Origin of the sequence: Hungatella effluvii (genome assembly GCF_003201875.1) — a bacterium.
GTDB lineage: Bacteria > Bacillota > Clostridia > Lachnospirales > Lachnospiraceae > Hungatella > Hungatella effluvii.
On record NZ_QJKD01000011.1, the window covers coordinates 75,491 to 99,644 of the forward strand.

The window sequence follows — 24,154 nt, forward strand, 5'->3', positions numbered from 1 at the left end:
ATAAGAGAACGCGATTGGAAGGAGGACAAACATGAGCCGTGGTGTACGGGTACGGGTTTGGGGGGATTTGGCTCTCTTTACCCGTCCGGAGATGAAAGTGGAACGATGCAGTTACGATGTGATCACGCCTTCGGCAGCGAGAGGTATATTGGAAGCAGTCTACTGGCATCCCGGAATGAAATGGGTCATTGACAGGATTTATGTGAGAAATCCAATTCGGTTTACCAGCATACGCCGAAACGAGGTGAAAAGCAAGGTTTTAGCCAGCAGCGCTTTAACGGTAATGAACGGAGGAAATAAGCCTCTGTTTATCAGCAGCCGCCAGGAGATCGTCCAGAGGGCGGCAATTCTGCTTCGGGATGTAGACTATGTTATCGAGGCACATTTTGACATGACAGAACATGCCAGCGATGAGGATAATCCGGGGAAATTCAAAGATATTATCATGCGGAGGCTGAGGCGGGGAGAATGTTACCATACGCCATACTTCGGCTGCCGGGAATTTCCTGCTAAATTTGAACTCTGTGAGGACGATACTGTGGTTACGGAATATCAAGGGGTGGAAAAGGATTTAGGCTATATGCTCTATGATTTTGACTATACCAATCCGGAAGATATACAGCCAATGTTTTTTCGGGCTGTATTAAAGGACGGAGTGTTGGATGTCCGGGATCAGGAGGTGGTGCGATGATCCTGCAGTCTTTGGTAACATATTATGAGAGTCTGGAGCGAAAGGGGAAAATAACCAGTCCGGGCTGGTGTTCGGCAAAGGTGTCTTTTGGTTTGGAGCTTTCGGAAGAAGGAGAACTGATCCGCGTTATTCCGCTAAGAAGATCTGACGAGAGGGGGAAGAAGACGGTCGAAGTGCCTTCGATCTGGAGGGTTCCGCAGATGGTAGCCCGTTCTTCTGGGGTTTCGGCCAATTTCCTTTGTGATAATTCCAGTTATCTGCTTGGAATTGATAATAAAGGAAAGCCGGAACGTTCTCTGGAGTGTTTTGAGGCGGCAAAAGAGAAACATCTGGAGATTCTGGAAGATGTGGACAGCAGGGCAGCCAGGGCGGTGATTCTGTATTTTAAAACCTGGAAGCCGGAAAAAGCCATGGAGCATGCTGCGCTGTCGGAGGTACTGGAAGAAATTCTGGCAGGGGGAAATTTGATTTTCTTTGTTGGAGACGAGTTTGTTCAGGAGGACCCTGCTATAAAAGCAGCCTGGGAAACATACAGACAGCAGCCGGGAGAAGGAACGGAAGGAATCTGTCTTGTGACAGGGAAACAGGCAGAGATTGCGAGGATTCATGGAACAATAAAAGGCGTACCGGGCGCCCAGTCCAGTGGGGCCGCATTGGTATCGTTTAATGCATCGGCTTTTGAATCGTATGGAAAAGAACAGAGTTATAATGCGCCGGTCAGCACATATGCAGCTTATGCGTATACAACTGCTTTAAATTATCTCCTGGCGGACAGGGATCATATGACGATGATCGGTGATACGGCGGTCGTCTATTGGGCGGAAGATGGAGAAGAGGCGTATAACCGGACATTTTCTTTTATGATGGAGCCAACGGCAGATAATCAGGAAATTGTAGCTGGGGTGTTCAAAAACCTGGCGGCAGGCAAGGCGGTGGATGTAAGTGATGTGGAAGAAAGCCTTTCCATGGATCAGAAATTCTATATATTGGGACTGTCTCCCAATGCGGCGAGGCTGTCTGTACGATTTTTCTATCAGGACAGCTTCGGAAATATTCTGCGGCATGTGAAAGATCATTACGACAGGCTGCGTATTGTGAGGCCGGCAGGCGACCGTATGGAGTATCTGGGAGTATGGAGACTGTTGTCTGAGACGGTGAACAAGAAGTCAAAGGATAAGAAACCGGCTCCCAATATGGCGGGAAGTCTGTATCGGGCTGTTATTTCGGGAAGTAATTACCCGGAAAGCATGTATCAGGCGGTGATCGGAAGAATACGGTCAGAACAGGATGACAGCGACAGCCACAGTTATAAAATTACGCGGGGAAGAGCCGCTATGATCAAGGCGTTTCTGTTAAAAAACAGAGGAGGCAGTGAGGAGGAAATTACCATGGAAGTGAACGATAACAGCAATGATGTTGCATATATACTGGGTCAGGAATTTGCTGTGCTGGAAGCCATACAGGAGGATGCCAATAAGGAAATTAACGCAACCATTAAAGATAAGTATTTTAATTCTGCGTGTGCAACTCCGGCATCCATCTTTCCGATTTTGTTTAAACTGAAAAATAGTCATTTGCGAAGGATAAACAATAAAGGCAAGGAAATTTACTATGAAAAAATGCTTGGGGCTCTTCAGAGTAAGATAACGGAAATACCGAAGCGGTTGAATTTAGATGCTCAGGGCAGATTTATATTGGGATATTATCATCAGACCCAGAAGAGATATGAGAAAAAGTCAAAGGAGGAAGTGTAAGATGGCAGATGTAATCAAAAACCGGTATGAGTTTGTAATCTTATTTGATGTAGAAAATGGAAATCCCAATGGTGACCCTGATGCGGGAAATCTTCCCAGAATTGATCCGGAAAGTGGTTATGGAATCGTGACAGATGTCTGCTTAAAGCGCAAGATCCGTAATTACGTGGAGACTGTGAAAGAGGACAACGAAGGCTATAAAATATACATTAAAGAAGATGTTCCCTTAAACAGAAGCGATAATACTGCCTATGAATACCTGGGGACTGATGATAAAGGAATAAAAGATTTAAAGAAGAAAGATCCGGAGGTGGATCGGAAGATTCGTGAATTCATGTGCCGTAATTTTTTTGATATCCGTACGTTTGGCGCGGTGATGACAACCTTTGTAAAGGCTGCGTTGAACTGCGGACAGGTCCGGGGACCGGTGCAGTTGGGATTTTCCAGAAGCATTGATCCGATTGTCAGTCAGGAAGTGACGATTACCAGAGTAGCGATTACCACGGAAAAAGATGCCGAAACGAAAAGTACGGAAATGGGGCGAAAGAATATTGTACCCTATGCATTGTACCGGACAGAAGGATACATATCGGCGAACTTAGCGAGAAAGGTCACCGGTTTTTCGGAAGAGGATCTAGAGCTTCTGTGGGAAGCAATCATCAATATGTTTGAAATCGATCATTCCGCGGCCAGAGGAAAGATGGCTGTCCGGGAACTGATTGTGTTTAAACACAGCAAAGAGTTAGGCGACTGCCCGGCGTATAAGCTGTTTGATGCGATAGAAGTGAAGAAACATGACGATGTGGATTATCCCAGAAAATACAGCGATTATACGATTACCATCCATGAGGAGCAGATTCCGGAAACAGTAGAAGTATTAAGGAAAATATGATGGATTATAAAGAAGAGGATTACCTGATGCTTTCCGGAATCCAGCATTTTGCGTTTTGCAGGAGACAGTGGGCGCTGATTCATATTGAGCAGCAATGGCAGGAGAATGAGAGAACTGCAGAAGGGGAGTTGCTCCATGAACGTGCCCATGATACCTGGGCCACAGAGAAACGGTCGGATGTGATTACCAGCCGGGGATTGCCGGTGCAGTCCAGAACGATGGGGATATCCGGGAGTTGTGATATTGTAGAGTTTCACAGAGCGGAGGAGGGCGTTCCGCTCTATGGGCACAGGGGACTATTTCGGGTTTACCCGATCGAGTATAAGAGAGGAAAGCCGAAAGATATTCCCATCGATATGTTACAGCTTACCGCACAGGCCATGTGTTTGGAGGAAATGCTTTCCGCGGAAATTGCGGAAGGGGCCATTTATTACGGCGAGATACGGCACAGAGAAAAGATTTTGTTCACAGAGGATTTGAGAACTCAGGTAAGGAAGTATTTTCAGGAAATGCATCAACTATTTGATAAGCAGTATACTCCTAATGTAAAATGGTCCAAAAGCTGTAACGCCTGTTCTTTGAATGATATCTGTATGCCGAAGCTGGGGAAAACGCCTTCTGTGAAGGAATATGTGCGCGAGAAAATTATGGAGGAGGAAACGCCTTGAAAAAACTGTTAAATACTTTGTATGTGACTTCTCCGGATAGTTATCTCTCAGTAGATGGCGAAAATGTCGTGATTCTGGATAAAGAGGTGGAACTGGGGCGGGTTCCCCTGCATAATCTTGAAGCGATTGTCTGCTTTGGCTACAGAGGGGTTAGCCCGGCCCTTATGGGCGGCTGCGCGATGCGTGATATTTCTCTGTGTTTTATGACACCTCAGGGAAAATTCCTGGCGCGAGTAACCGGCAGTGTCAGGGGAAATGTCGTATTACGAAAGAAGCAGTATGAAGCTTCTGAAAATGCTGATTTTAGCCTGGGAGTGGCAAAGAATTGTATTCTGGGTAAGATTTATAACGGAAAATGGGTTCTGGAGCGCGCCACTCGGGATCATGGTTTACAGGTCGATGTGGAGGCGCTGAAGCGTGCGTCTGCATTTATGCAGCAGTCATTAAACTATGTTTTGGAGTGTACGGACATGGCTCAGCTTAGGGGATATGAAGGAGAAGCGGCCAGTGTTTACTTTAGAGTCTTTGACCAATTGATCTTACAGCAGAAAAAAGATTTTAAGTTCTCCGGGAGAAATAAACGGCCGCCGTTAGACAATGTAAATGCCATGCTGTCATTTGTATATACTCTTTTAACAAATATGGTGGCTTCTGCGCTGGAAACGGTTGGGCTTGATCCCTATGTGGGCTTCATGCATACGGATAGGCCAGGGAGGGCGTCGCTGGCTCTTGACCTGATCGAAGAACTCCGTCCAGTGCTCGCAGATCGTTTTGTATTAGGGCTGATCAATCGAAAAATGGTTAGCGGTAAAGATTTTTCTAAGAAGGAAGATGGCGCTGTTATTATGACGGACCAGGTCAGAAAGCAACTACTGACAGAGTGGCAAAATAGAAAAAAGGAAGTTATCACACATCCTTATTTAGGTGAAAAGGTGGAGTGGGGGATGATTCCGTTTGTTCAGGCAATGCTGCTGGCACGATATCTAAGAGGAGATATGGATGAGTATCCGCCATTTTTCTGGAAGTAGGAGGTATTTTTCAAAATGTTAGTGCTGATTACCTATGATGTAAATACCGAGACCGCTGCGGGAAAGACAAGGTTGCGTAAAGTTGCAAAGCAATGTGTAAACTATGGTACCAGGGTACAAAATTCAGTTTTTGAATGTATTGTGGATAATGCCCAGTGCGTGATGTTAAAAGCGGTGTTAAAAGATCTGATTGATGTGAATGTTGACAGTCTGAGGTTTTATTATTTGGGTAACAAACATGACACGAAGGTGGAACATTTTGGTGTAGAGAAGGGAGTAAATGTAGAAAAACCTCTTATCTTTTAGAAGCGAATTTATGGTGCGAACCGGAAGTGATCATAAATTCCCTTGTAGGTTCGCACCGGAAATTTTGGGGTTATGAAGGGAAAATTGGGAAATTGGATATATTGATTTAATGAAATGTGTGCAAATTGCGCATGATTATTGCTGGTTATATGGTATAATATGTGCGAATTTGCTGTCTCCGCTAGCGATAGCGGAGTGGATTGAAATTATTGGTGTTTCTGGGTCTACGGGTTCCGGATCTGTCTCCGCTAGCGATAGCGGAGTGGATTGAAATCTTTGTACTATGTATCTGCTATTTGTCATTGTCGTCTCCGCTAGCGATAGCGGAGTGGATTGAAATAAAGGTTTATCGGGACATCTACGATCAGATTAAGGTCTCCGCTAGCGATAGCGGAGTGGATTGAAATGCCTGACTGATAACGATCAGGCCGATGGCATCTTTGTCTCCGCTAGCGATAGCGGAGTGGATTGAAATTGTAAGTTGACGCCTCCACTGTCATATGTAAATGGTCTCCGCTAGCGATAGCGGAGTGGATTGAAATGGGTAATACTAGACCGGAACTTCCTCACCCACGGGTCTCCGCTAGCGATAGCGGAGTGGATTGAAATAAATTATGCATCGCTTTTATTGGAGATATCCGGGTCTCCGCTAGCGATAGCGGAGTGGATTGAAATCTGTAGCTACCGGGCTTTGTGTTTTAGCTTCTTGTCTCCGCTAGCGATAGCGGAGTGGATTGAAATCGTAAGGGAAAATTATCTGTGTAGTACTCTCCTGTGTCTCCGCTAGCGATAGCGGAGTGGATTGAAATATGTACCGTGGTGTTGATGATGTTATGAATGCCCGTCTCCGCTAGCGATAGCGGAGTGGATTGAAATAACTGAGATAATGCGGTACCCTTCGTATAACTGCGTCTCCGCTAGCGATAGCGGAGTGGATTGAAATTCCCAATCAATATCATCTCTCTGTATAAGCGGTAGTCTCCGCTAGCGATAGCGGAGTGGATTGAAATTCTTTACGATGTTGTATTCAAAATTGACTGCAACCGTCTCCGCTAGCGATAGCGGAGTGGATTGAAATCTTCATGGACTGCGTAAAATACCCGTAATCCAATATCGTCTCCGCTAGCGATAGCGGAGTGGATTGAAATATTCTTTTTTAGCAACCGTTTAGCCTCTGCATAGCGTCTCCGCTAGCGATAGCGGAGTGGATTGAAATGTTGCAATTACATCAGCATCAAATAAATCGATCCGTCTCTGCTAGCGATAGCGGAGTGGATTGAAATCAGGAAGTAGAGCAGCCTTCCAGCGAGTTTGTCTGTCTCCGCTAGCGATAGCGGAGTGGATTGAAATGTCAGATACCGGAGCCACGAATAGAACAGTGTTGTCTCCGCTAGCGATAGCGGAGTGGATTGAAATCAGTTGGATTATCATTTTGCTATCTCTCCACATGTCTCCGCTAGCGATAGCGGAGTGGATTGAAATTTCAATAGAGCGGCAAATCTTCCCCTTCCAGATAGTCTCCGCTAGCGATAGCGGAGTGGATTGAAATCAGTTGGATTATCATTTTGCTATCTCTCCACATGTCTCCGCTAGCGATAGCGGAGTGGATTGAAATTTCAATAGAGCGGCAAATCTTCCCCTTCCAGATAGTCTCCGCTAGCGATAGCGGAGTGGATTGAAATAGTCCAGATGATCTTTGCCTGATCTCTCTTTGTGGTCTCCGCTAGCGATAGCGGAGTGGATTGAAATGTGGGTAAAGTTGCAGGAAAGGGATTATCTACAGTCTCCGCTAGCGATAGCGGAGTGGATTGAAATTTTAACTGTGATCTCCTGTACGCCAGTTCGTAATGTCTCCGCTAGCGATAGCGGAGTGGATTGAAATAGCGTTATGACAATATTACGCTTATCTACCCTTGTCTCCGCTAGCGATAGCGGAGTGGATTGAAATACCGCATTTGCAGGAGAATGGAAGCAGGACGCAGTCTCCGCTAGCGATAGCGGAGTGGATTGAAATCACATAACGCCGTAGACCGTTTTTTCTTTGTAGCGTCTCCGCTAGCGATAGCGGAGTGGATTGAAATAAAACTTGATATACTTAATAACATCGTATACGGCAAATAATTAGTACCGTGCTAGTTTTATTTATCCATGAGATAATAACTCCAGAAAACTACAAGTTTTTTAAAGGAGCTATCTTATGGATAAGATCACCCATCAGATCCGTGCAGAGCACTGGACCAAAGTCCTGAATGAATGCATAAACAGCGGTATGTCCAAAACTGCCTGGTGCAGAGCCAATGGGATTTCAGAAAAGCAGTTATTCTACTGGCAGAAGATTCTGCGCAGGGAGGCTTTCGAGAATTCCAAGGCCTCATTACCGACAACCGCCGCATCACACCCGTCGCTGGTGCCAACGACTCAGGGGACGGTCTCTTTTACCGAAATCAAACTCCCTTCATCTCCCCGGAGCGCGAATCCGGTTTTCCATCCGGATCTCGTGATTCGAAAAGGGGAGATTATCCTGGAAATATCGAATTCCGCTTCGGATGCTCTCCTTTCCCGGATCGGAGGGTTCCTGAATGCTGAATAATGCTGCCGGATTCCAAAAGATTTATATCGCTGCCGGATTTACAGATTTACGGCGCGGGATCGATGGTTTGGCTTCCATTGTCAAATTTAACTTCCAGCTTAATCCGTATGAAAAGGACATTCTTTTTCTCTTCTGCGGTAGACGCAATGACCGCATAAAAGGGCTTGTATGGGAAGGTGATGGATTTCTTCTCCTTTACAAAAGGCTGGAGCTTGGCGGTTTCAGCTGGCCCCGTACAAAAGAAGAGGCATTGGAGATCACCCCGGAACAATATCAGGCATTGATGCAGGGGCTGGAGATTGTCTCCAAACATCCGATCCAAGAAGTGCAGCCACAGGATCTTCTGTAAAGCATTGTGCAAAACGGAGAAAACAAAAAATCGTTCCACCGTCGCAGCCTCGGGCAAATCGGCAGTTATCCACAACCAGGCTTTAATGCATTCATTCAATGATGGAGTGCCTGTCTGCAGCAGGCTGCTGTGTGGATAAGTACTCTAAAAAGCTGAAAAAACTCTTAGTTTTTCGGCTTTTTAGAGTGTTTATCCTATGGTGAAAATGACGGGGCCTGTTTTTGTGTAGCTCGCTTTTTCTTTTGTTTTGCGGTACAATCGCTACAGGAAAACAAAGGAGCACCGAACATGTCAACGAATTACTCACCAGACGAACTGAACCGTTTCAGCAAAGAAACGCTCATGGCAGTGATCCTGTCCATGCAGGATCAACTGAGCCAGCTAAATGCAAACATGGAGCGCCTGATCGAGCAGATCGCTGACGCGAAGAATAAACGCTATGGGCGTTCTTCTGAAAAACTGGATGTTATTGCAGGACAGCTTGAGCTGGAACTCATCTTTAACGAAGCAGAAGTTCTGACAGAAACGCTTTATGTTGTTGAACCCGCCGAGGAGGATGTGATCCAGGTCAGACGTAGGAAACGGAAAGGGAAACGCGAGGAAGATCTAAAGGATCTTCCGGTTGAAGTGGTCTCTCATACCCTTTCGGAAGAAAAACTGCGGGAACTCTTTGGAGACAACGGATGGAAACAGCTTCCGGATGAAGTCTATAAAAGAGTGAGTGTCCAGCCAGCCGTGTACACAGTCGAAGAGCATCATGTGGCTGTCTATGCCGGCAGGGACAATCAGACCATCGTCAAGGCGGATCGTCCAAAAGACCTGCTCCGCAACAGCATCCTGACTCCAACCCTTGCGGCAAGTATCATGAATGCCAAGTATGTAAATGGACTTCCTTTATATCGAATCAGTCAGGAATTCCTGCGGAATGATATCCACATCTCCAAGCAGGTGATGGCGAACTGGATGATCCAGTGTGCGGACCGGTATCTGGGGATTCTTTATGACTACCTGCATAAAGAATTGTACCGTTTCCATGTGCTGCAAGCCGATGAGACACCCGTTATGGTATCAAAAGACGGACGCCCCGCAAACAGCAAGAGCTATATGTGGATCTACCGTACTGGCAAGGTATACCAAGACACGCCGATCATCCTGTATGAATATCAGCGTACCCGGAAAGCAGACCATCCGAGAGAATTCCTGAAAGATTTTGCAGGTGTGGTTGTCTGTGATGGCTATTGCGCTTATAGGAAGCTGGACCGTGAAAATCCGGATATTATTTTTGCAGGGTGCTGGACACATGCGAGACGATATTTCTCAGACGCATTAAAAGCGCTCCCGAAAGCGGCACAAAAAGCCGCGAACGATACGGTTGCGTATGAAGCCCTGAAGCGGATCGGCGCCATCTACCATCTGGACAACCAGTTATCTGATCTGAAACCAGATGAACGGAAGAAACAGCGGCAGATGACGGTCAAACCTCTGACAGAGGCTTTCTTTGCATGGGCAAAAGAGATTCAGTCATCCGGACGTCTTTCCAAAGGGAAAACACTGGAAGGAATCAACTACTGTATCAATCAGGAAGAAGCACTGAACGTGTTCCTGAATGACGGTGAAGTTCCGCTAGATAACAACGTAACAGAAGGAGCACTCCGCAGTTTCTGCCTGCACAAACATGCATGGAAGCTGATTGATAGCATAGATGGCGCAAAATCCAGTGCGATCATCTACAGCATAACGGAAACAGCAAAGGAGAACCACCTGAATCCGTTCCGTTATCTGATGCACATCCTGACCGTATTGAAGGACCATCAAGATGACACGGATTACCGCTTTATTGAGGAACTGCTTCCATGGTCCGATCAGTTACCGGAAATCTGTCGGAGCAAATCTAAAACAACGAATCTGTAAACCGGACCGCCGGAAATGGCGGTCAAAAAATGGAACAGTACGCATGGTTTGCTGTATACGACCAATGGTTGACAGTGTGTGGAAATAGAGATAACGGAGGACACAATGTGGTGGGATAATGACTATACTTTTCATGGCAAGACAGACAGTTATGAATTAATGTTCAATTCGCCGTTTGCAGGTAAAGAAAATGTAGCTTCTTTTAGTAAAGATAAAATGAATGAACTCAAACAATATATTGAGCAGTTAGACCAGAAGCACCAAGTGGGCCTTGTTAAAGAGGATGATTTGACTTCGTATAATAACCCAGATTTCCTGTGGTTATCTTACGAGTTGAATCGGATGAGGTTAAGGTATAATACTTCTCAAAGAAATCCGTATACAAGAGAAGTCTTGCCGGGGCACAGCCAGATTCCGTATGTACATATCTGTCTGAATGCTTTGGCGATGTCTGTATCTTCGCTATATCCGAAATCCACATTGAATGAATACAAATCAAGTTTAAAAGAACATTATGTTGTAGAGTTTGAACTTCCGTTTCTGAAGAAATATATGGAATTCTTAAGCGGCTTGTTTGATGACAATCCGCAGATAATAGATAAGAACAAAAGAGTTGTGTATCAGTTCAAGGCTCCAATTTATAGAAAAAGTCCATTTGCGGCTATGTTCGATTACAGACATGAGATTCCTGCAGTTATTTTTCACCAGTCAGTGTTGATGCTGTTATCGCATGAATTAGCACATATCGGCAATGGACATCTTAAACTCATTGCTAGTGACAATGCCTACGGGTTATCGCAGGATGTTCTTCGCGCATGTGAGAACGATGCGGATTGTACGGCGCTGTGCTGGCTGCTTGGCAGCAGAATATTAGATGTTGAGGGAACCTGCTTGGAAATTTCAGCAGATGATTATATAAAGGAACTCGCCTTAGCTATTTGTTCTGTATATATGTTGCTTTCATGGTCTTATGATAAGGATCATCGAAAGTGGAATGTAGAATCAATAAATAAAAAAGCTCATTTTCCCGCTTCAGTTCGTGCGTATAATATGCTTAATCTTGCGTACTCAAGATTGCTAAAAATCGGTGAATGGTGTGAACGGGATGGCATTGTCACATCGGATAAAGTGAAGATTGACAAGGCCTTTACAGAAAAAGCTTTTTCTCTTGGTATGGAAATGATAAGAGCATTTGATAGAACTTTCTTTATGAAACACGCCCATACAGAAGAAGTCTGTGAGCTTTTTGATAAAGGTGAAGCCAGGGAAGTGTACCAGATGGTGGTGCAGGAACTATCTGAAGGAAGTGTGGATGTCGGCATTGCAGACACATTCTATATGATTGGCTGCACGAAAGAAGCCCAGGCAGAATTGAAAAAGATTCATGAATTATGGCCGGAAGTTCGAAGCAGATTACAGAAGGTAAATCCATATTGCCAGTTGGCCGCAGTAGAGCCTTGGAATGAACTGCCGGAGCAATTGATAATATAATGTATATAAGAAACTGATAAATACATTCACGGTGAATTCGTTGAAAATCAATGGGCATCCTGTCTGATGCCTGCCCTACCCGGATAGAGGAGCGCTTCCAATGTTTCGTTGGATGTATCCTCGCCGACCGGCCAGTTGATGCTAAGCGCTTTAGCCAGGTTCAACACTTCCTGCACCGTGCTTTTTGAAGGGAGTTTGATTTCGGTAAAAGAGACCGTCCCCTGAGTCGTTGGCACCAGCGACGGGTGTGATGCGGCGGTTGTCGGTAATGAGGCCTTGGAATTCTCGAAAGCCTCCCTGCGCAGAATCCTCTGCCAGTAGAATAACTGCTTTTCTGAAATCCCATTGGCTCTGCACCAGGCAGTTTTGGACATACCGCTGTTTATGCATTCATTTAGGACTTTGGTCCAGTGCTCTGCACGGATCTGATGGGTGATCTTATCCATAAGATAGCTCCTTTAAAAAACTTGTAGTTTTCTGGAGATTATCTCATGGATAAATACAACTAGCACGGTACTAATTATTTGCCGTATACATAACATCTGAGAAAATGTCTCCGCTAGCGATAGCGGAGTGGATTGAAATTACTGCTACTGTCAATAAAGGTAATATGTTACAGGTCTCCGCTAGCGATAGCGGAGTGGATTGAAATAAGATCGTCTATCCGGTGTTTCGCAGATTTCGTTGTCTCCGCTAGCGATAGCGGAGTGGATTGAAATACACCCCCAGCCATGAACATCACAGCTTTGTAGACGTCTCCGCCATCGCTAGCTGTGTGTTTTAAAATCGTAAGATTATTGCAGAAATAAACCGTTGAGGGGACTCTATCAGTAATAGCAGAGTATATTAAATTTATGCAAAAAATCAGTTCACAGACGATAAAAGTAAATAGATAGGTTAAGGAGAGCAAAGAGTGAAGTACATTTTTATACATGGACTTGGACAGGGGCCAGATAGTTGGAATAAAACAGTTTCCTGCATGAGAGAACAGGAAGAGATTCAATGTTTGAACGTATTTGCATTTAAAAAGGGATCAGAGATTTCATACAGAAAAGTATATAAGGCTTTTTCGGCGTATTGTGAGTCTATAAAAACGGAGTTTGGTCTTTGTGGTCTTTCTTTGGGCGCTGTGATTGCGTTAAATTATGTGGTGGAGCATCCGGGAAGGGTAAAGTCGCTGGTCTTGATAGGGGGACAGTGCGTGATGCCGAAGGGGCTTTTAAGATTGCAGAATATGATATTTCGGGTGATGCCAAATGGGATTTTTAAGAAAATGGGGATAGGTAAAAGAGAACTGATTCAGTTGACAGAATCTATGATGGCATTGGATTTCAAAGAAGATTTGGTTAAAGTGGATTGCAGGACTCTGATTGTTTGCGGGGAGAAGGACCAGGCGAACAGAGGGGCGGCTGAAATGATGGCAGAGAAGATTCATGGGGCGAGAATAGAGATATTGGAAGGCTGCGGGCATGAAGTGAATGTGGAGGCGCCGGAGAAACTGGCGGAAGTTCTTGATGCGTTTTACGAAGAAAAGCAGGCTGGGAACCTGACAGGAACCGTGGTGTAAGGACAACAACGAGCAGGTGGTGAATAACCATGGTATACTGACATCCGGGAGCATAAAAAGTCAGGATGAATCAGCAATGACAGGATAGAATGGGACTATACGGAAGGAGATGAGAGGATAAACTGGATCAGCGGCTTGCAGAAGGCGATCGACTATATTGAGAGTCATCTGACAGAAGAGCTGGGGCGGCGGATATTGCGGCACAGGCAAATTATTCACCGTACCATTTTCAGCGGGTATTTGGGATTTTGTGCGGATACTCTCTGGGTGAATATATCAGGATGAGGCGGCTCACACTTGCCGGCAGTGAACCAGTACAGCGTTGCATAAGTTACGGTGAATTCTGCACTCGCTATTCACGTCATGATCACGCCCACGAAGCTAGACGTAGGGTCCACTACGCCGTCGCTTCGCGGACGCGCTCCTGACGCAAATATCAAGCACATAATTCACCGAAACTTACGCAATGCTGTACTGGCGTCTACTGATATAAAGGTGATTGAGGCGGCTCTTAAGTATGGCTATGATTCGCCGGAGAGTTTTGGAAGAGCATTTTCGCGTTTTCATGGGATAACGCCAGTACAGGCAAAGTCGGGCAGAGCAAAGTTAAAATCCTTTTCACGCCTTTCCGTAAAACTTATTTTAGACGGAGGCAGTACTATGAAGTACAGAATTGAAAAGATGGGTGAGTTAGAGGTTATTGTAAAAAAGAAAAATTTCGCCTGTGATTTGGAGACCAGCAACAGGCAGCTGCCAGAGTTTTGGGGAGAGTGCTGGACAGATAAGACCATGCTTGAGCTGTTTGAACGGAATCCGAAGGAAGGGATCTTTGGAGATACACTGCTTGGGCTTTGCCTGAGTGAAAATCCACAAGCGAACGAATTTGTCTATGCGATCGGTATCATGTATGACGGAGGACCGGTTGCGGAAGAATTAAGTGTGGAGAAGATTCCGGCTCACACCTGGGCGGTCTTTGAATGTGCTGGTCCTATTCCCGGGACTTTTCAGGAGATGCAGCATACGGTCTATTCTGAATTCTTCCCCAGCAGCGAATACCAGCCCGGCAGCGGACTTGATATTCAGGTTTATCCGGTGGGAGATATGCATACGGATAAGTATGTGTGCCAGCTATGGATTCCAATTGAGAAGAATTCATAGAACGGCTTTAATGTTGGTAAACAGTGGAAGACAACGGAAATCAGGAGAAAAACAGGATGATTCATCTCAGCAAAGAGGAGTTGACAGAGACGCTTTTTGTGATCGCCTCGATTGTGGCGAGGTGCGAGAATGCACAGACTAAATTCAGGGAAGGCACCTCTCAGCATACGCTTTTGAAAAACAGAATAAGGGCGCTTTATCTCTCAAAGGAACTGGTTGAAGCAGAACTTTTGCGAATGGGGGAGCGACTGTCCACGGTGGGTTGTGAAGAGACGGGGAAATGCAAAGCACTGGACAATTGCGAAATACTGGGAGAAGGCTCTTTAATGGAGGAACTGAAATCAGCGGTTCCTCCAATTGTTTCCATAATCAGTAAATGTGAGAAGGCGCAGTCGAAATACGAAAAGGGGACGGCACAGTTTAGGCGGTACGAAAAGATAATCCTTGCCATGAAGGTCTCAAAGACTTTGTTGAAGGACCGGCTGGAGAATTAAGCCGTGCCGGAGAATTAAGCTGAGCGAAAGTAAAAAATTTACAGGTTTTATAAAATTATCTCCGTTGAAGATTGTCCCTCCTCTTACTTATAATAGACTTATCAGGCAGTAAGAAGTTTTGACATAAGGAAGCAATGAAAGCTGGAGCGTGTTTGAAAATTTATTTCCGCCATCTGCCCTAAGGAATTCACCAGGCTTTGCCCGGTACCCCTTAGGACTGGCAAGCCCCACTTCGCGGCATATTTGGCCCCAATTCAGTCAGCGTAGCCCACTACGCCTTCTTCATAGGGACCAAATCTCCCACAAAGTGTGACGCACAGCTGACGATAAGAAATTTTCAAACACGCTCCAGGGTAAGGGGACAAGCAACAGATCAAGAGGACAAACGAGAGGGAGGTTTTACAATGAAGAAGAGATGGTTTACTCTGACACTGACGGCGGCCGTCATGGCGGGACTCTGTGGCTGTGCGGGGAACAGCGGCACTTCCGGAGCGGGGGACACGGCCGGAGCGAAAACGGAGGCGGAGACGACTACCGCGAAAGCAGAGACCGTGGCACAGACAGCCAAAGAGGAGCAGAAGGACGAGATAACGCTGCAGTTCTGGGAGATGAACTACGGAAGCGACGACGCCTACTTGGAGACCTGCGAAAAACTGATTGCACAGTATGAGAGCGAGAATCCGGGCGTAAATATCGAGGTTACGGTACAGCCGTGGGATAATTATTACCAGCTGTTTTTAACCGCGGTCAGCTCCAATGCGGCGCCGGACGTGGCCAGTGTGGCTCTGGATCTTCCGGACATGTACGCCAGAATGGGCGAGGCACTGGAACTTAATGACGTAGTGGCGGAGTGGAAACAGGATGGAACCATTGATGACTATGGGGAAGCCACAATGAAATCATTTACTTACGACGGCGATCAGATCGCAGTTCCTTATATGGTGGGATACAGAGGGATCTTTTACCGCAGCGATTATTTAAAGGAGTGCGGGATCGAAAAGGTTCCGGAGACCTGGGATGAGCTGCTGGCGGCGTGTGAGAAGATCAAAGAGGTCCGCCCGGATCTGACTCCTCTGGATTTCGCGGGAGCAGACATGGGACTGTGGCACTATTTCATGTGCTTCGCCATGAGCAATGACGCAGGAATCGTGAAGGAGGACGGTACGCCGGGAAGTACGGATGACAGATATAAGGCGGCCATCGATCTGTTTAAGACATTCAAGGAAAAAGGCTATGTGGCTGACGGTGTCCTGGGACATAGATCGGCAGATGCGGAGAAACTGTATTACAGCGGCAAGTCCGTGTTCTGGTTTACCAGCTTCCCGGCTTCTATATTCGACTATCCGGAGATTCTGGAAAATACCGAGGTTTACAGCGCATTTAAGGGACCGGACGGAACAGCGGTCAGAACCTCCAGCTTTAGTGACGCTCTGATGGCATTCTCACAGACAAAGCACCCGGAGGAAGCGAAGAAGTTTGTAAAATGGTGGGCAGAGAACTGCAGCGCTTTATATACCGAAGGCGGATGCTGGGCGTATCCGGCGAAGAAATCCTTCTTCAGCGGCGAGACCTTTAACAACAAGGTTGCCCAGGGCGTGTTAAATAAGATCGTGCCGACCGCAGTACCGTGTACCTGGCCGATCGAGAACATTTTCCCGGGATTCTCTCAGGTAAATGGAGAGCAGACGATGAATTACAGCGCACAGGAGGCGCTTAACGGTAAGGTGGATACCGACGAGATCGCCAGAATTCAGGCAGAAAAGATCCAGGAAGCAATCGACATCGCAACAGAAGAGTAGTGACCAGAAAGGTCCGGCTTTTATAAAAGGCCGGACCTTCATTAAAAAAAGGAGGGACTGCTGATGGAGAAAAACCGGAGAAGGTTTGGCCTTAAAATGCTGGTCATGCCGACGATCATTCTGTTGCTGGTCAGCTTTTATCCGCTGTTTAACAGCATTTATTTAAGTGTTACCAATACGAATATTTTAAAGAAAGGACAGACGGTCCGGTTTACGGGCGCTGCCAATTTTATCAAGCTGTTTTCGGACAGGACCATGGGGCCGTCCCTGGTGTATTCCCTGGAATATGCGTTTATCTGTGTGGCCGCCAGCTACGTGCTGGGACTCTTTCTGGCCGTTCTGCTGAATCAGAAGATTAAGGGAAGAGCGCTGTTTCGCGGTCTGATTTTGATTCCATGGGCGATACCGACCGTAGTCGCTACGGCGAACTGGCTGTGGATCTTAAATGACCAGTCGGGAATCGTAAATGTGATTCTGCAGAGACTGCATCTGACGGATGGGCCGATTCTGTTCTTTGCGGATCAGAGGATGGCGCGGATCACATGCATCGTGGTGGGAACGTGGAAATCGTATCCGTTTATGTGTATGTCGCTGCTGGCCGGGCTCCAGGGCGTTCCGGAGGATGTCTACGAATCGGCCAGGATGGACGGGGCCACGGGAATCAAGACATTTTTCTATATTACATTGCCGATGATCCGGAACGTGAGTATGGTGGTCGTGACTCTGATGTTCATCTGGGGCTTTAACAATTTTGATATTATCTATCTTCTGACGCAGGGCGGGCCGCTGGAGGCGACCTTTACGCTTCCGATCTATACATATAATACCGCGTTCTACCGGGGACAGATGGGGTATGCATCCGCCATTTCCATGATGACTCTTGTGATTCTTCTGTTCTTCTGCGCAGTTTACATGAAAATGCAGAAGAGAAAGGATGATGTATGAAAAATAAAAAGGGGATCATCTATGCGCTTCTGATCTTTTTCTGCGCGGCTGCCAATTTACCGGTTCTGTCCATGATTGGAACCGCGCTTAAACCGAGGTCTGAGACGCTGTCAACCGTCTCGCTGTTCACGCTGCATCCTACGCTGGATAATTTTATCCATGTGCTTACCAGGACCTCTTTTGCACAGTCACTCGTCAACACGATCTTCGTGGCGCTGATCGTGACGGCGCTGTGTGTGGCATTTTCCACGATGGCCGGTTTCGGACTGTCACGGTGCCGCGGCGTGCTTTTTGACGGGTATACGATGTTTCTCATTATCCTTCAGATGCTGCCGGCCATGCTGATTATGATTCCGCTGTATGTGACTCTCAGCCGTTTTCATCTGGTGGATACCCATTTCAGCCTTATTCTCATCTATACGGCCATCAATCTGCCGTTCGGTATCTGGACTCTGAAAGGGTTTTTCGATGATATTCCGACGGAGCTGGACGAGGCCGCCATGATTGACGGATGCAGCCGCTTTCAGGCGTATTGGAGGATCATCCTCCCGTTTTCCCTGCCTGGAGTGGCGTCGGTGGGAGTGTTTACTCTGATGAATGTGTGGAATGAGTATACGATCGCCAGTATTTTTATCCAGGATAAGAATCTGCGGACGCTGTCAGTGGGAATCCGGCAGTTTATGATGCAGAATACGACAGACTGGGCTTCCATGAGCGCGGCGGCAACCATCGCGGTTCTTCCGGCGTTCGTCATGATTATATTTGCACAGAAGTATTTGGTGGGCGGATTGACTTCCGGTTCCGTGAAAGGATGAGCAGATGAGAGAAAGTGTACTGATTTTGTGCCGCAATGAACGGGAAACGATCCTCTACGCGGCGGAGGAACTAAAACGTTACTTAAGCCTGGCCGGCGTGTCCGCCTGGACCTCGGTGCAGGAGACGCACAGCCCGTATATGAAGATACTGGAGCTGGCAGTGACACCGGAGGAATTTTGTGTAAAGGAAGGGCAGCGTCCGGAGAGTCCCCCTCACTCCGTTCGGCGGAATGTTGACGCCTACGCCATCACAGTAACGGATCTCGGGGGAACCATAAAGGGGTCCAATAACCGCAGCGTGCTTTTGGGGGCCTACCGGTATTTAAAAGAGCTGGGCTTTGCATTTCTGAGGCCGGACCGGGAGGGGGAACGGATTCCGGCAGCGGTGGGGTCCCACACGGTGAATATCAGAGAGGAGGCTTCCAGCCGGTACCGCGGAATCTGTATAGAAGGCGCCGTGTCGTTTGAAAATATTATGCGCTTTGTGACATGGCTCCCGAAGGCAGGCTTTAACACGTATTTCACACAGTTTAAGATTCCCTATGAGTTTTTCAAGACGTGGTACCTCCATACCAATAATCCGTGTTACGAGAAGGAACCGGTTCCCTCGGAAGAAGAGGTGGACGCATTTGTGAAAGAAATTCTCGTGCCCCATATAAAGAAGCTGGGGCTGATCTGGCAGGCGGGAGGCCACGGCTTTACGACGGGAGCGGCGGGGCTGCCCGGTACGGGTTGGGATCCTATGGAGGAAGAGAAGGTGCCGGAGGAGCGCAGGGAGTATCTGGCGATGATAGACGGGAAGAGGGGGCTGTTTCATGGCGTTCCCTTGAATACCAGCCTATGCTGTTCCAATCCGCTTGTGAGAGAATTGCTGGTTTGTGAAATCCTGGATTACATTCACGGGAACCCTCAGCTGGACATGGTCCATGTATGGCTTGCCGATGACGGAAACAACAGCTGTGAATGCGGGGCGTGCGCCGCGAAACGTCCTTCTGACTGGTATATTGAGATTTTAAATCAGGTGGATGAGGCGCTTTCAAAGGAAGGCAGTCCGGTTAAGGTGGTATTTCTGGCATACTTTGATCTGTTGTGGCCGCCTGTCAGCGCGAAGCTTCTAAATCCGGAGCGATTTGTGTTTATGTTTGCGCCGATTACCCGGTCCTACCGGACGCCGCTTCCGGTGGAAGAGACGCCGCTCATTCCGCCTTATAAACGGAATCAGTGCAGATTTCCGGTAAATGCGGGGGAAAATATGCATTACTGCAGCGCCTGGAAGCAGTTTTTTCCGGGGGACAGCTTTCTGTATGATTATCACTATATGTGGAATCAGTTCCGGGACTGGGGAGATTACGGATCGGCGGAAATCCTGTGGGAGGACCTGGTGAACCTGGAAGAGGCGGGCTTTGACGGGTATGTGAGCTGCCAGCAGACCAGGGTATTTGCGCCTACGGGCTTTGGAATGTATGTGATGGCTGAAACGCTCTGGAACAGGAGCTGTACCTTTGAAATGCTGGAGCTGAAGTATTTCCGCATGGTCTACGGTGATCAGGCGGAGGCGGTGCTTTCCTACTGTAAGGAGCTCTCTGCACTGTCGTATATGGAGCAGCCGGAAAACGATGATCCGGGAGTGTGCGCGGAGGCTGTGGAAAAGCTGAAAGCGGCGGCCAATTTAATCAGAACTTACCGGCCTCTTTTTGAGAAGAATTTTAAGGATGAGATGATACAGGACCGGATGGCCTGGAAATATCTGTTATATTCAGGCAGAGCTGCCGAAATGTACATAAGTATGCTAAAATACAGGAGACAGGGATCAGAGGACCAGGTTTCGGAGGAATACCGGAAGCTGAAAGAGTATCTGCGCAGGACGGAGGAAGAATGGCAGGAAGGCTTTGACGTTTACTGGTTTGTGAAGGACAGAGACAAAAAGTTCCTGGCCTCTGAAACGTAAGAAAAGGGAGGGATCGTGCTTGGGGGATAGGAGAAAGCGAATTCCCGCGCTTCTCAGAAGAATTGGCTTGAAGAGAAGGCTGTTTATCGGTTTTGTGATCGTTTCACTTCTGCCGATGGCGGTGCTGGGGGTCATCATGGGCGTCAGGCTTTACCATACAATTATGGACAATTACGAGGAACAGTCCATACAGGCGCTGGGGACGATCCAGTACCGGATCGGAATCGTGACCGGAGCCAAGGAGGAGAGAATCAATGCGTTTGCCTCTGACGCCGATGTGGTCAAAAGTGTGCGCAAGCTGAATATGGATATCAGCCTTCTCGACCGGACTGCTCTGACAAGAGATCTGCAGGGCAGGCTGCTGGCGGAATTAAGCCAGATTAAGGGCGGTGTGCGCGCGGAAATCCTGGACCGGAACGGGGAGTACGTTACAGGGATTTTCGATGACCGCTACACGGCGCTCTCCGGCGAGGCGAGAGCCCGGGCGAAGGAGAGTCCGGACCGGCTGCATCTGTGGCACGGAACGGAGCAGGAGGGGGAAGAGATTATCGTTTTCTCCAGGCAGATTATTAATTATTTCAATGGAAGGACCACGGGGTGGGTGCTTCTCTATGTGGGGACGGATGAGCTGAAGGAAGAGATGAAGACGGTGCAGACCGACGCGGTTATCGCCGTTTACGATGAGGAGGGCGGTCTGATCTGTTCCGGAACGGGAAATGGGAGTATTGCCGTTATTGCGGAAGAAGATTTAAACGAGGCCGGATTCCGGGTATCGGGCTACCGGGATTCCGAGGATATGTGGAAGGCGGACTGGAAGCTGGAATCGGGCCGGTATCAGGTGCTTTTCCAGAATATGGCCGGTACCGGATGGGAGATCGCCATTTTTAAGGATTACCATGAACTGGTCCGGTCATTTGCCGGAATCGGGATTCTGGCTGCCGTTATCTGTCTGGTGAGTATCGGTATTATTATCTGTCTGTCGCTTTTGATCACCAGAACCGTGGCGGAACCGGTACAAAACATCGCGGAGAGCATGAAGATATTCAGCCAGGGAAACCTAAGTGTCAGGGTGACGGACGACGCGGCGGATGAGATCGGGATGCTGGGAAATGAGTTTAATTCCATGAGCAATAACATCGAGCGTCTGACTCACGAGGTATATGAGGCCCGCATCAAGGAGAAGGAGGCGGGCCTAAGAGCCCTTGAGGCGCAGATCAATCCTCATTTCCTGTACAATACCCTCGATATGATCAACTGGATGTCATACCGCTCATCCAATCAGGATATCTGTAAGATTGTGAAGTCACTTTCCGACTTTTTTAAGCTGAGCTTAAACCATGGGAAGGAGCTTTACACAGTGGGTGACGAGGTTCGCCATATACAGAGCTATGTTACCATTGAACAGTATAAGAAGGCGGAAATTGATTTTGAGATTCATGTGGACGAGGAATTGAAGCCGTGCGTCTGCCCGAAGCTGATCGTACAGCCGCTGGTGGAAAACGCCATCCTTCACGGGATCGAGCCGAAACGGGGACCGGGAATGATCATCATTTCCTTTGTCCGCCGGGAAAATGACATCGTGATCACGGTGGAAGACGACGGCGTGGGGCTGTGCGGGAAGCAGAGGGAAGGCGCACGCTATCACCACGGAGGATATGGTCTGCAGAATATCAATGAACGGCTCACCATGCTTTACGGAAAGAAGTACCATGTGACAGTGGAAGAGAGAAAGGGGGGCGGCGTGATTTCCAGTGTCGTCATTCCCCTGATCGGATTGGAAGGTTTGGACGATGTATCTGATGATTGTAGAGGATGAAAAATTTATTCGTGACGGTATTCTGTATCTCTTGTCCGAGGTACCGGGCATTACGGAAATCGACACGGCCTGCGACGGGGAGGATGCCTGGAGTATGATAACGGATTCAAGGCGGTTTCCCGATATCGTTCTGACAGATATCCGTATGCCGGGTATGGATGGGCTGGAGCTGAGCCATAAGATCCGGGAGCATTCCGCTGCCTCCAAGATCATATTTATCAGCGGATATGAGGATTTTGCCTATGCAAAAAAGGCCATTTCCCTTGGGGCCAGCGGGTATGTGACGAAGCCGGTCGCCCAGGATGAGCTGCTGGAGCTGATTAACCGCGTGATGATACAGATCAGAAAGGAAGAGCAGTTCGACAGGCAGCAGGAGATATCGTGTTTTCATGAGAAGCAATCGGATGCGCTGCTGGGAGATATCTTAAGCCAGATAAGGGATAACCCGGGCGGCGTGTCCCTTAAGGCGCTGTCGGAGAGTTGGGGCGTGTCTCCATCCTATATCAGCATTCTCTTCAAGGATAAGACCGGCCATAACTTTAAGGATTATCTGCTGGACTGCAGAATGAAGCGGGCGAAGGAGCTTTTGGCGGCGGGAAGCCAGGCGGCTGAGATCTGTGAAAACCTGGGATACAGCGATTACGATTATTTCAGCAAAAGCTATAAGAAGTATTATGGCGAGTCGCCGGCGGAATACCGGAAAAGGATTCATTTATAGGTTACGTTTTCCGTGCCTCTGCAAGGATAACCGCAGGGGCATTTAAACTTGCAACAGACAGACATGTTGTGCTATAATGGGGAAAGCTTAATACATTGGAGGTATTACAAAATGAAAAAGATTATTTTGACGGGGGACCGGCCAACGGGTAAACTTCATATCGGCCATTATGTGGGCTCCTTAAAACGCAGGGTGGAGCTGCAGAATTCCGGTGAGTTTGATGAGATATTTATCATGATCGCCGACGCGCAGGCTTTGACTGATAATGCGGACAACCCGGAGAAGGTGCGTCAGAATATTATTGAGGTGGCTCTGGATTATCTTTCCTGCGGCCTTGACCCTGCAAAATCGACCCTGTTTATCCAGTCACAGATTCCGGAACTGACGGAGCTGTCCTTTTATTATATGAATCTGGTTACCGTTGCCAGGCTTCAGAGAAACCCGACTGTGAAGTCGGAGATCGCCATGAGGAATTTTGAAGCCAGTATCCCGGTAGGCTTTTTTACGTATCCCATCAGCCAGGCGGCGGATATCACGGCATTTAAGGCGACTACCGTGCCGGTAGGCGAGGACCAGGAGCCGATGATCGAACAGACGAGAGAGATCGTCAGAAAGTTTAACTCTGTCTATGGGGACGCTCTGGTGGAGCCGGAGATTCTGCTTCCAGACAACCAGGCCTGCTTAAGACTTCCGGGAACCGACGGAAAGGCGAAGATGAGCAAGTCTCTGGGCAACTGCATCTATTTATCCGATACCGAGGCGGATGTGAAGAAGAAGGTCATGAGCATGTACACCGATCCGAACCACATTCAGGTTTCCGATCCGGGACAGATCGAGGGCAATACGGTCTTTACGTATCTGGATGCTTTCTGTAAGGCAGATGCGTTTGAGAAGTATCTTCCGGATTACAAGAATCTGGATGAACTGAAGGATCACTACAAACGCGGCGGACTGGGCGATGTGAAGGTGAAGAAGTTCTTAAACAGCGTTCTTCAGGAGGAGCTGGCTCCGATCCGTGCCAGAAGAAAAGAGTACGAGGCCAACATTCCTTATGTCTATCAGATATTAAAGGAAGGCAGCGAGAAGGCGGAGCGCGTGGCGGCGGATACGCTGGCCGGCGTGAAAAGGGCCATGAAGATCAACTATTTTGATGATATGGAACTGATTGCCGCACAGGCGGAGAAGTATAAGAATCAGGAGTCATAATGTGGGAA

General features: G+C 47.7%; 21 protein-coding genes, 1 pseudogene and 1 CRISPR repeat array. Of the genes and pseudogenes, 21 read left to right on the forward strand and 1 reads right to left on the reverse strand.

From position 1 onward, the window contains the following. Nucleotides 1–31: 31 nt before the first annotated feature. The 10 genes from cas5c (at nucleotide 32) to DFR60_RS19615 (ending at nucleotide 11,680) form a co-directional block, all read left to right on the forward strand. A complete protein-coding gene (gene cas5c / locus DFR60_RS19570; protein ID WP_110324405.1) occupies nucleotides 32–691 on the forward strand; it encodes a type I-C CRISPR-associated protein Cas5c in 660 nt (219 codons plus the stop codon). After that, complete coding sequence (cas8c, locus tag DFR60_RS19575; protein WP_110324406.1) at nucleotides 688–2,445, forward strand: type I-C CRISPR-associated protein Cas8c/Csd1; 1,758 nt, start codon at nucleotides 688–690, stop codon at nucleotides 2,443–2,445. Before cas5c ends, cas8c begins: the two co-directional genes overlap by 4 nt. Before the next feature lies 1 nt (nucleotide 2,446). Then, nucleotides 2,447–3,337, forward strand: a complete 891-nt coding sequence (cas7c, locus tag DFR60_RS19580; RefSeq protein WP_110324407.1) for a type I-C CRISPR-associated protein Cas7/Csd2 — start codon at nucleotides 2,447–2,449, stop codon at nucleotides 3,335–3,337. Further along, entirely contained in the window at nucleotides 3,337–4,005 is a 669-nt protein-coding gene (cas4, locus tag DFR60_RS19585) for a CRISPR-associated protein Cas4 (RefSeq protein ID WP_110324408.1), read from the forward strand. The genes cas7c and cas4 overlap by 1 nt, the downstream gene beginning before the upstream one ends. After that, nucleotides 4,002–5,033 (forward strand): type I-C CRISPR-associated endonuclease Cas1c, encoded by a 1,032-nt coding sequence (gene cas1c, locus DFR60_RS19590; protein WP_110324409.1) that lies wholly within the window; start codon nucleotides 4,002–4,004, stop codon nucleotides 5,031–5,033. Before cas4 ends, cas1c begins: the two co-directional genes overlap by 4 nt. Nucleotides 5,034–5,048: 15 nt before the next feature. Further along, nucleotides 5,049–5,339, forward strand: a complete 291-nt coding sequence (gene cas2, locus DFR60_RS19595; RefSeq protein ID WP_110324410.1) for a CRISPR-associated endonuclease Cas2 — start codon at nucleotides 5,049–5,051, stop codon at nucleotides 5,337–5,339. Nucleotides 5,340–5,513: 174 nt separating this feature from the next. Beyond that, nucleotides 5,514–7,420: a CRISPR direct-repeat array (repeat unit 33 nt; unit sequence GTCTCCGCTAGCGATAGCGGAGTGGATTGAAAT). A gap of 116 nt (nucleotides 7,421–7,536) precedes the next feature. Then, nucleotides 7,537–7,929, forward strand: coding sequence for an IS66 family insertion sequence element accessory protein TnpA (gene tnpA, locus DFR60_RS19600; protein ID WP_110324411.1), 393 nt, complete (start codon nucleotides 7,537–7,539; stop codon nucleotides 7,927–7,929). Further along, nucleotides 7,919–8,278 (forward strand): IS66 family insertion sequence element accessory protein TnpB, encoded by a 360-nt coding sequence (tnpB, locus tag DFR60_RS19605; protein ID WP_110324528.1) that lies wholly within the window; start codon nucleotides 7,919–7,921, stop codon nucleotides 8,276–8,278. Before tnpA (DFR60_RS19600) ends, tnpB begins: the two co-directional genes overlap by 11 nt. A gap of 288 nt (nucleotides 8,279–8,566) precedes the next feature. Continuing rightward, nucleotides 8,567–10,189: an IS66 family transposase gene (gene tnpC, locus DFR60_RS19610; protein WP_110324412.1), complete on the forward strand. Its 1,623-nt coding sequence runs from the start codon at nucleotides 8,567–8,569 to the stop codon at nucleotides 10,187–10,189. Between the two features lie 105 nt (nucleotides 10,190–10,294). Continuing rightward, entirely contained in the window at nucleotides 10,295–11,680 is a 1,386-nt protein-coding gene (locus tag DFR60_RS19615; protein WP_110324413.1) for a hypothetical protein, read from the forward strand. Between the two features lie 47 nt (nucleotides 11,681–11,727). On the opposite strand, the gene tnpA (DFR60_RS19620) is transcribed toward DFR60_RS19615, so the two are convergent. After that, the gene (tnpA, locus tag DFR60_RS19620; protein ID WP_242356996.1) at nucleotides 11,728–12,126 is read right to left on the reverse strand and encodes an IS66 family insertion sequence element accessory protein TnpA; all 399 of its coding nucleotides are present in this window, start codon (nucleotides 12,124–12,126) and stop codon (nucleotides 11,728–11,730) included. Between the two features lie 467 nt (nucleotides 12,127–12,593). On the opposite strand from tnpA (DFR60_RS19620), the gene DFR60_RS19625 reads away from it, so the two are divergent. From DFR60_RS19625 to trpS, 11 genes and pseudogenes are all read left to right on the forward strand, one after another. Then, nucleotides 12,594–13,247 (forward strand): alpha/beta fold hydrolase, encoded by a 654-nt coding sequence (locus tag DFR60_RS19625; protein WP_110324414.1) that lies wholly within the window; start codon nucleotides 12,594–12,596, stop codon nucleotides 13,245–13,247. Between the two features lie 660 nt (nucleotides 13,248–13,907). Then, nucleotides 13,908–14,405, forward strand: a complete 498-nt coding sequence (locus DFR60_RS19635) for a GyrI-like domain-containing protein (RefSeq protein ID WP_243005128.1) — start codon at nucleotides 13,908–13,910, stop codon at nucleotides 14,403–14,405. A gap of 56 nt (nucleotides 14,406–14,461) precedes the next feature. Next, nucleotides 14,462–14,899 carry a hypothetical protein gene (locus tag DFR60_RS19640; RefSeq protein WP_110324415.1) on the forward strand — a complete coding sequence of 146 codons (438 nt, stop codon included), beginning with the start codon at nucleotides 14,462–14,464 and terminating at the stop codon, nucleotides 14,897–14,899. Between the two features lie 233 nt (nucleotides 14,900–15,132). Next, nucleotides 15,133–15,240 (forward strand): annotated as a pseudogene (locus DFR60_RS31490) (DUF6783 domain-containing protein); the annotation flags it as partial. Between the two features lie 63 nt (nucleotides 15,241–15,303). Further along, nucleotides 15,304–16,698, forward strand: a complete 1,395-nt coding sequence (locus DFR60_RS19645; RefSeq protein WP_110324416.1) for an ABC transporter substrate-binding protein — start codon at nucleotides 15,304–15,306, stop codon at nucleotides 16,696–16,698. A gap of 63 nt (nucleotides 16,699–16,761) precedes the next feature. After that, nucleotides 16,762–17,643 (forward strand): carbohydrate ABC transporter permease, encoded by an 882-nt coding sequence (locus tag DFR60_RS19650; RefSeq protein WP_110324417.1) that lies wholly within the window; start codon nucleotides 16,762–16,764, stop codon nucleotides 17,641–17,643. After that, entirely contained in the window at nucleotides 17,640–18,458 is an 819-nt protein-coding gene (locus DFR60_RS19655; RefSeq protein ID WP_002603414.1) for a carbohydrate ABC transporter permease, read from the forward strand. The genes DFR60_RS19650 and DFR60_RS19655 overlap by 4 nt, the downstream gene beginning before the upstream one ends. Before the next feature lie 4 nt (nucleotides 18,459–18,462). Then, entirely contained in the window at nucleotides 18,463–20,406 is a 1,944-nt protein-coding gene (locus DFR60_RS19660; protein ID WP_110324418.1) for a DUF4838 domain-containing protein, read from the forward strand. 19 nt (nucleotides 20,407–20,425) lie between these two features. Continuing rightward, nucleotides 20,426–22,222 (forward strand): sensor histidine kinase, encoded by a 1,797-nt coding sequence (locus DFR60_RS19665; protein ID WP_110324419.1) that lies wholly within the window; start codon nucleotides 20,426–20,428, stop codon nucleotides 22,220–22,222. Beyond that, nucleotides 22,197–22,940, forward strand: a complete 744-nt coding sequence (locus DFR60_RS19670) for a response regulator transcription factor (protein WP_110324420.1) — start codon at nucleotides 22,197–22,199, stop codon at nucleotides 22,938–22,940. The genes DFR60_RS19665 and DFR60_RS19670 overlap by 26 nt, the downstream gene beginning before the upstream one ends. A 111-nt stretch (nucleotides 22,941–23,051) precedes the next feature. Then, nucleotides 23,052–24,146: a tryptophan--tRNA ligase gene (trpS, locus tag DFR60_RS19675; protein ID WP_002603418.1), complete on the forward strand. Its 1,095-nt coding sequence runs from the start codon at nucleotides 23,052–23,054 to the stop codon at nucleotides 24,144–24,146. The last annotated feature ends 8 nt before the right edge of the window (nucleotides 24,147–24,154 follow it).

Coding starts and splice junctions, on each gene's coding strand:
- cas5c (WP_110324405.1), top strand. CDS start 32: ATGAGCCGTGGTGTACGGGTACGGGTTTGGGGGGATTTGGCTCTCTTT.
- cas8c (WP_110324406.1), top strand. CDS start 688: ATGATCCTGCAGTCTTTGGTAACATATTATGAGAGTCTGGAGCGAAAG.
- cas7c (WP_110324407.1), top strand. CDS start 2,447: ATGGCAGATGTAATCAAAAACCGGTATGAGTTTGTAATCTTATTTGAT.
- cas4 (WP_110324408.1), top strand. CDS start 3,337: ATGGATTATAAAGAAGAGGATTACCTGATGCTTTCCGGAATCCAGCAT.
- cas2 (WP_110324410.1), top strand. CDS start 5,049: ATGTTAGTGCTGATTACCTATGATGTAAATACCGAGACCGCTGCGGGA.
- tnpA (WP_110324411.1), top strand. CDS start 7,537: ATGGATAAGATCACCCATCAGATCCGTGCAGAGCACTGGACCAAAGTC.
- tnpB (WP_110324528.1), top strand. CDS start 7,919: ATGCTGAATAATGCTGCCGGATTCCAAAAGATTTATATCGCTGCCGGA.
- tnpC (WP_110324412.1), top strand. CDS start 8,567: ATGTCAACGAATTACTCACCAGACGAACTGAACCGTTTCAGCAAAGAA.
- DFR60_RS19615 (WP_110324413.1), top strand. CDS start 10,295: ATGTGGTGGGATAATGACTATACTTTTCATGGCAAGACAGACAGTTAT.
- tnpA (WP_242356996.1), bottom strand. CDS start 12,126: ATGGATAAGATCACCCATCAGATCCGTGCAGAGCACTGGACCAAAGTC.
- DFR60_RS19635 (WP_243005128.1), top strand. CDS start 13,908: ATGAAGTACAGAATTGAAAAGATGGGTGAGTTAGAGGTTATTGTAAAA.
- DFR60_RS19640 (WP_110324415.1), top strand. CDS start 14,462: ATGATTCATCTCAGCAAAGAGGAGTTGACAGAGACGCTTTTTGTGATC.
- DFR60_RS19645 (WP_110324416.1), top strand. CDS start 15,304: ATGAAGAAGAGATGGTTTACTCTGACACTGACGGCGGCCGTCATGGCG.
- DFR60_RS19650 (WP_110324417.1), top strand. CDS start 16,762: ATGGAGAAAAACCGGAGAAGGTTTGGCCTTAAAATGCTGGTCATGCCG.
- DFR60_RS19655 (WP_002603414.1), top strand. CDS start 17,640: ATGAAAAATAAAAAGGGGATCATCTATGCGCTTCTGATCTTTTTCTGC.
- DFR60_RS19660 (WP_110324418.1), top strand. CDS start 18,463: ATGAGAGAAAGTGTACTGATTTTGTGCCGCAATGAACGGGAAACGATC.
- DFR60_RS19670 (WP_110324420.1), top strand. CDS start 22,197: ATGTATCTGATGATTGTAGAGGATGAAAAATTTATTCGTGACGGTATT.
- trpS (WP_002603418.1), top strand. CDS start 23,052: ATGAAAAAGATTATTTTGACGGGGGACCGGCCAACGGGTAAACTTCAT.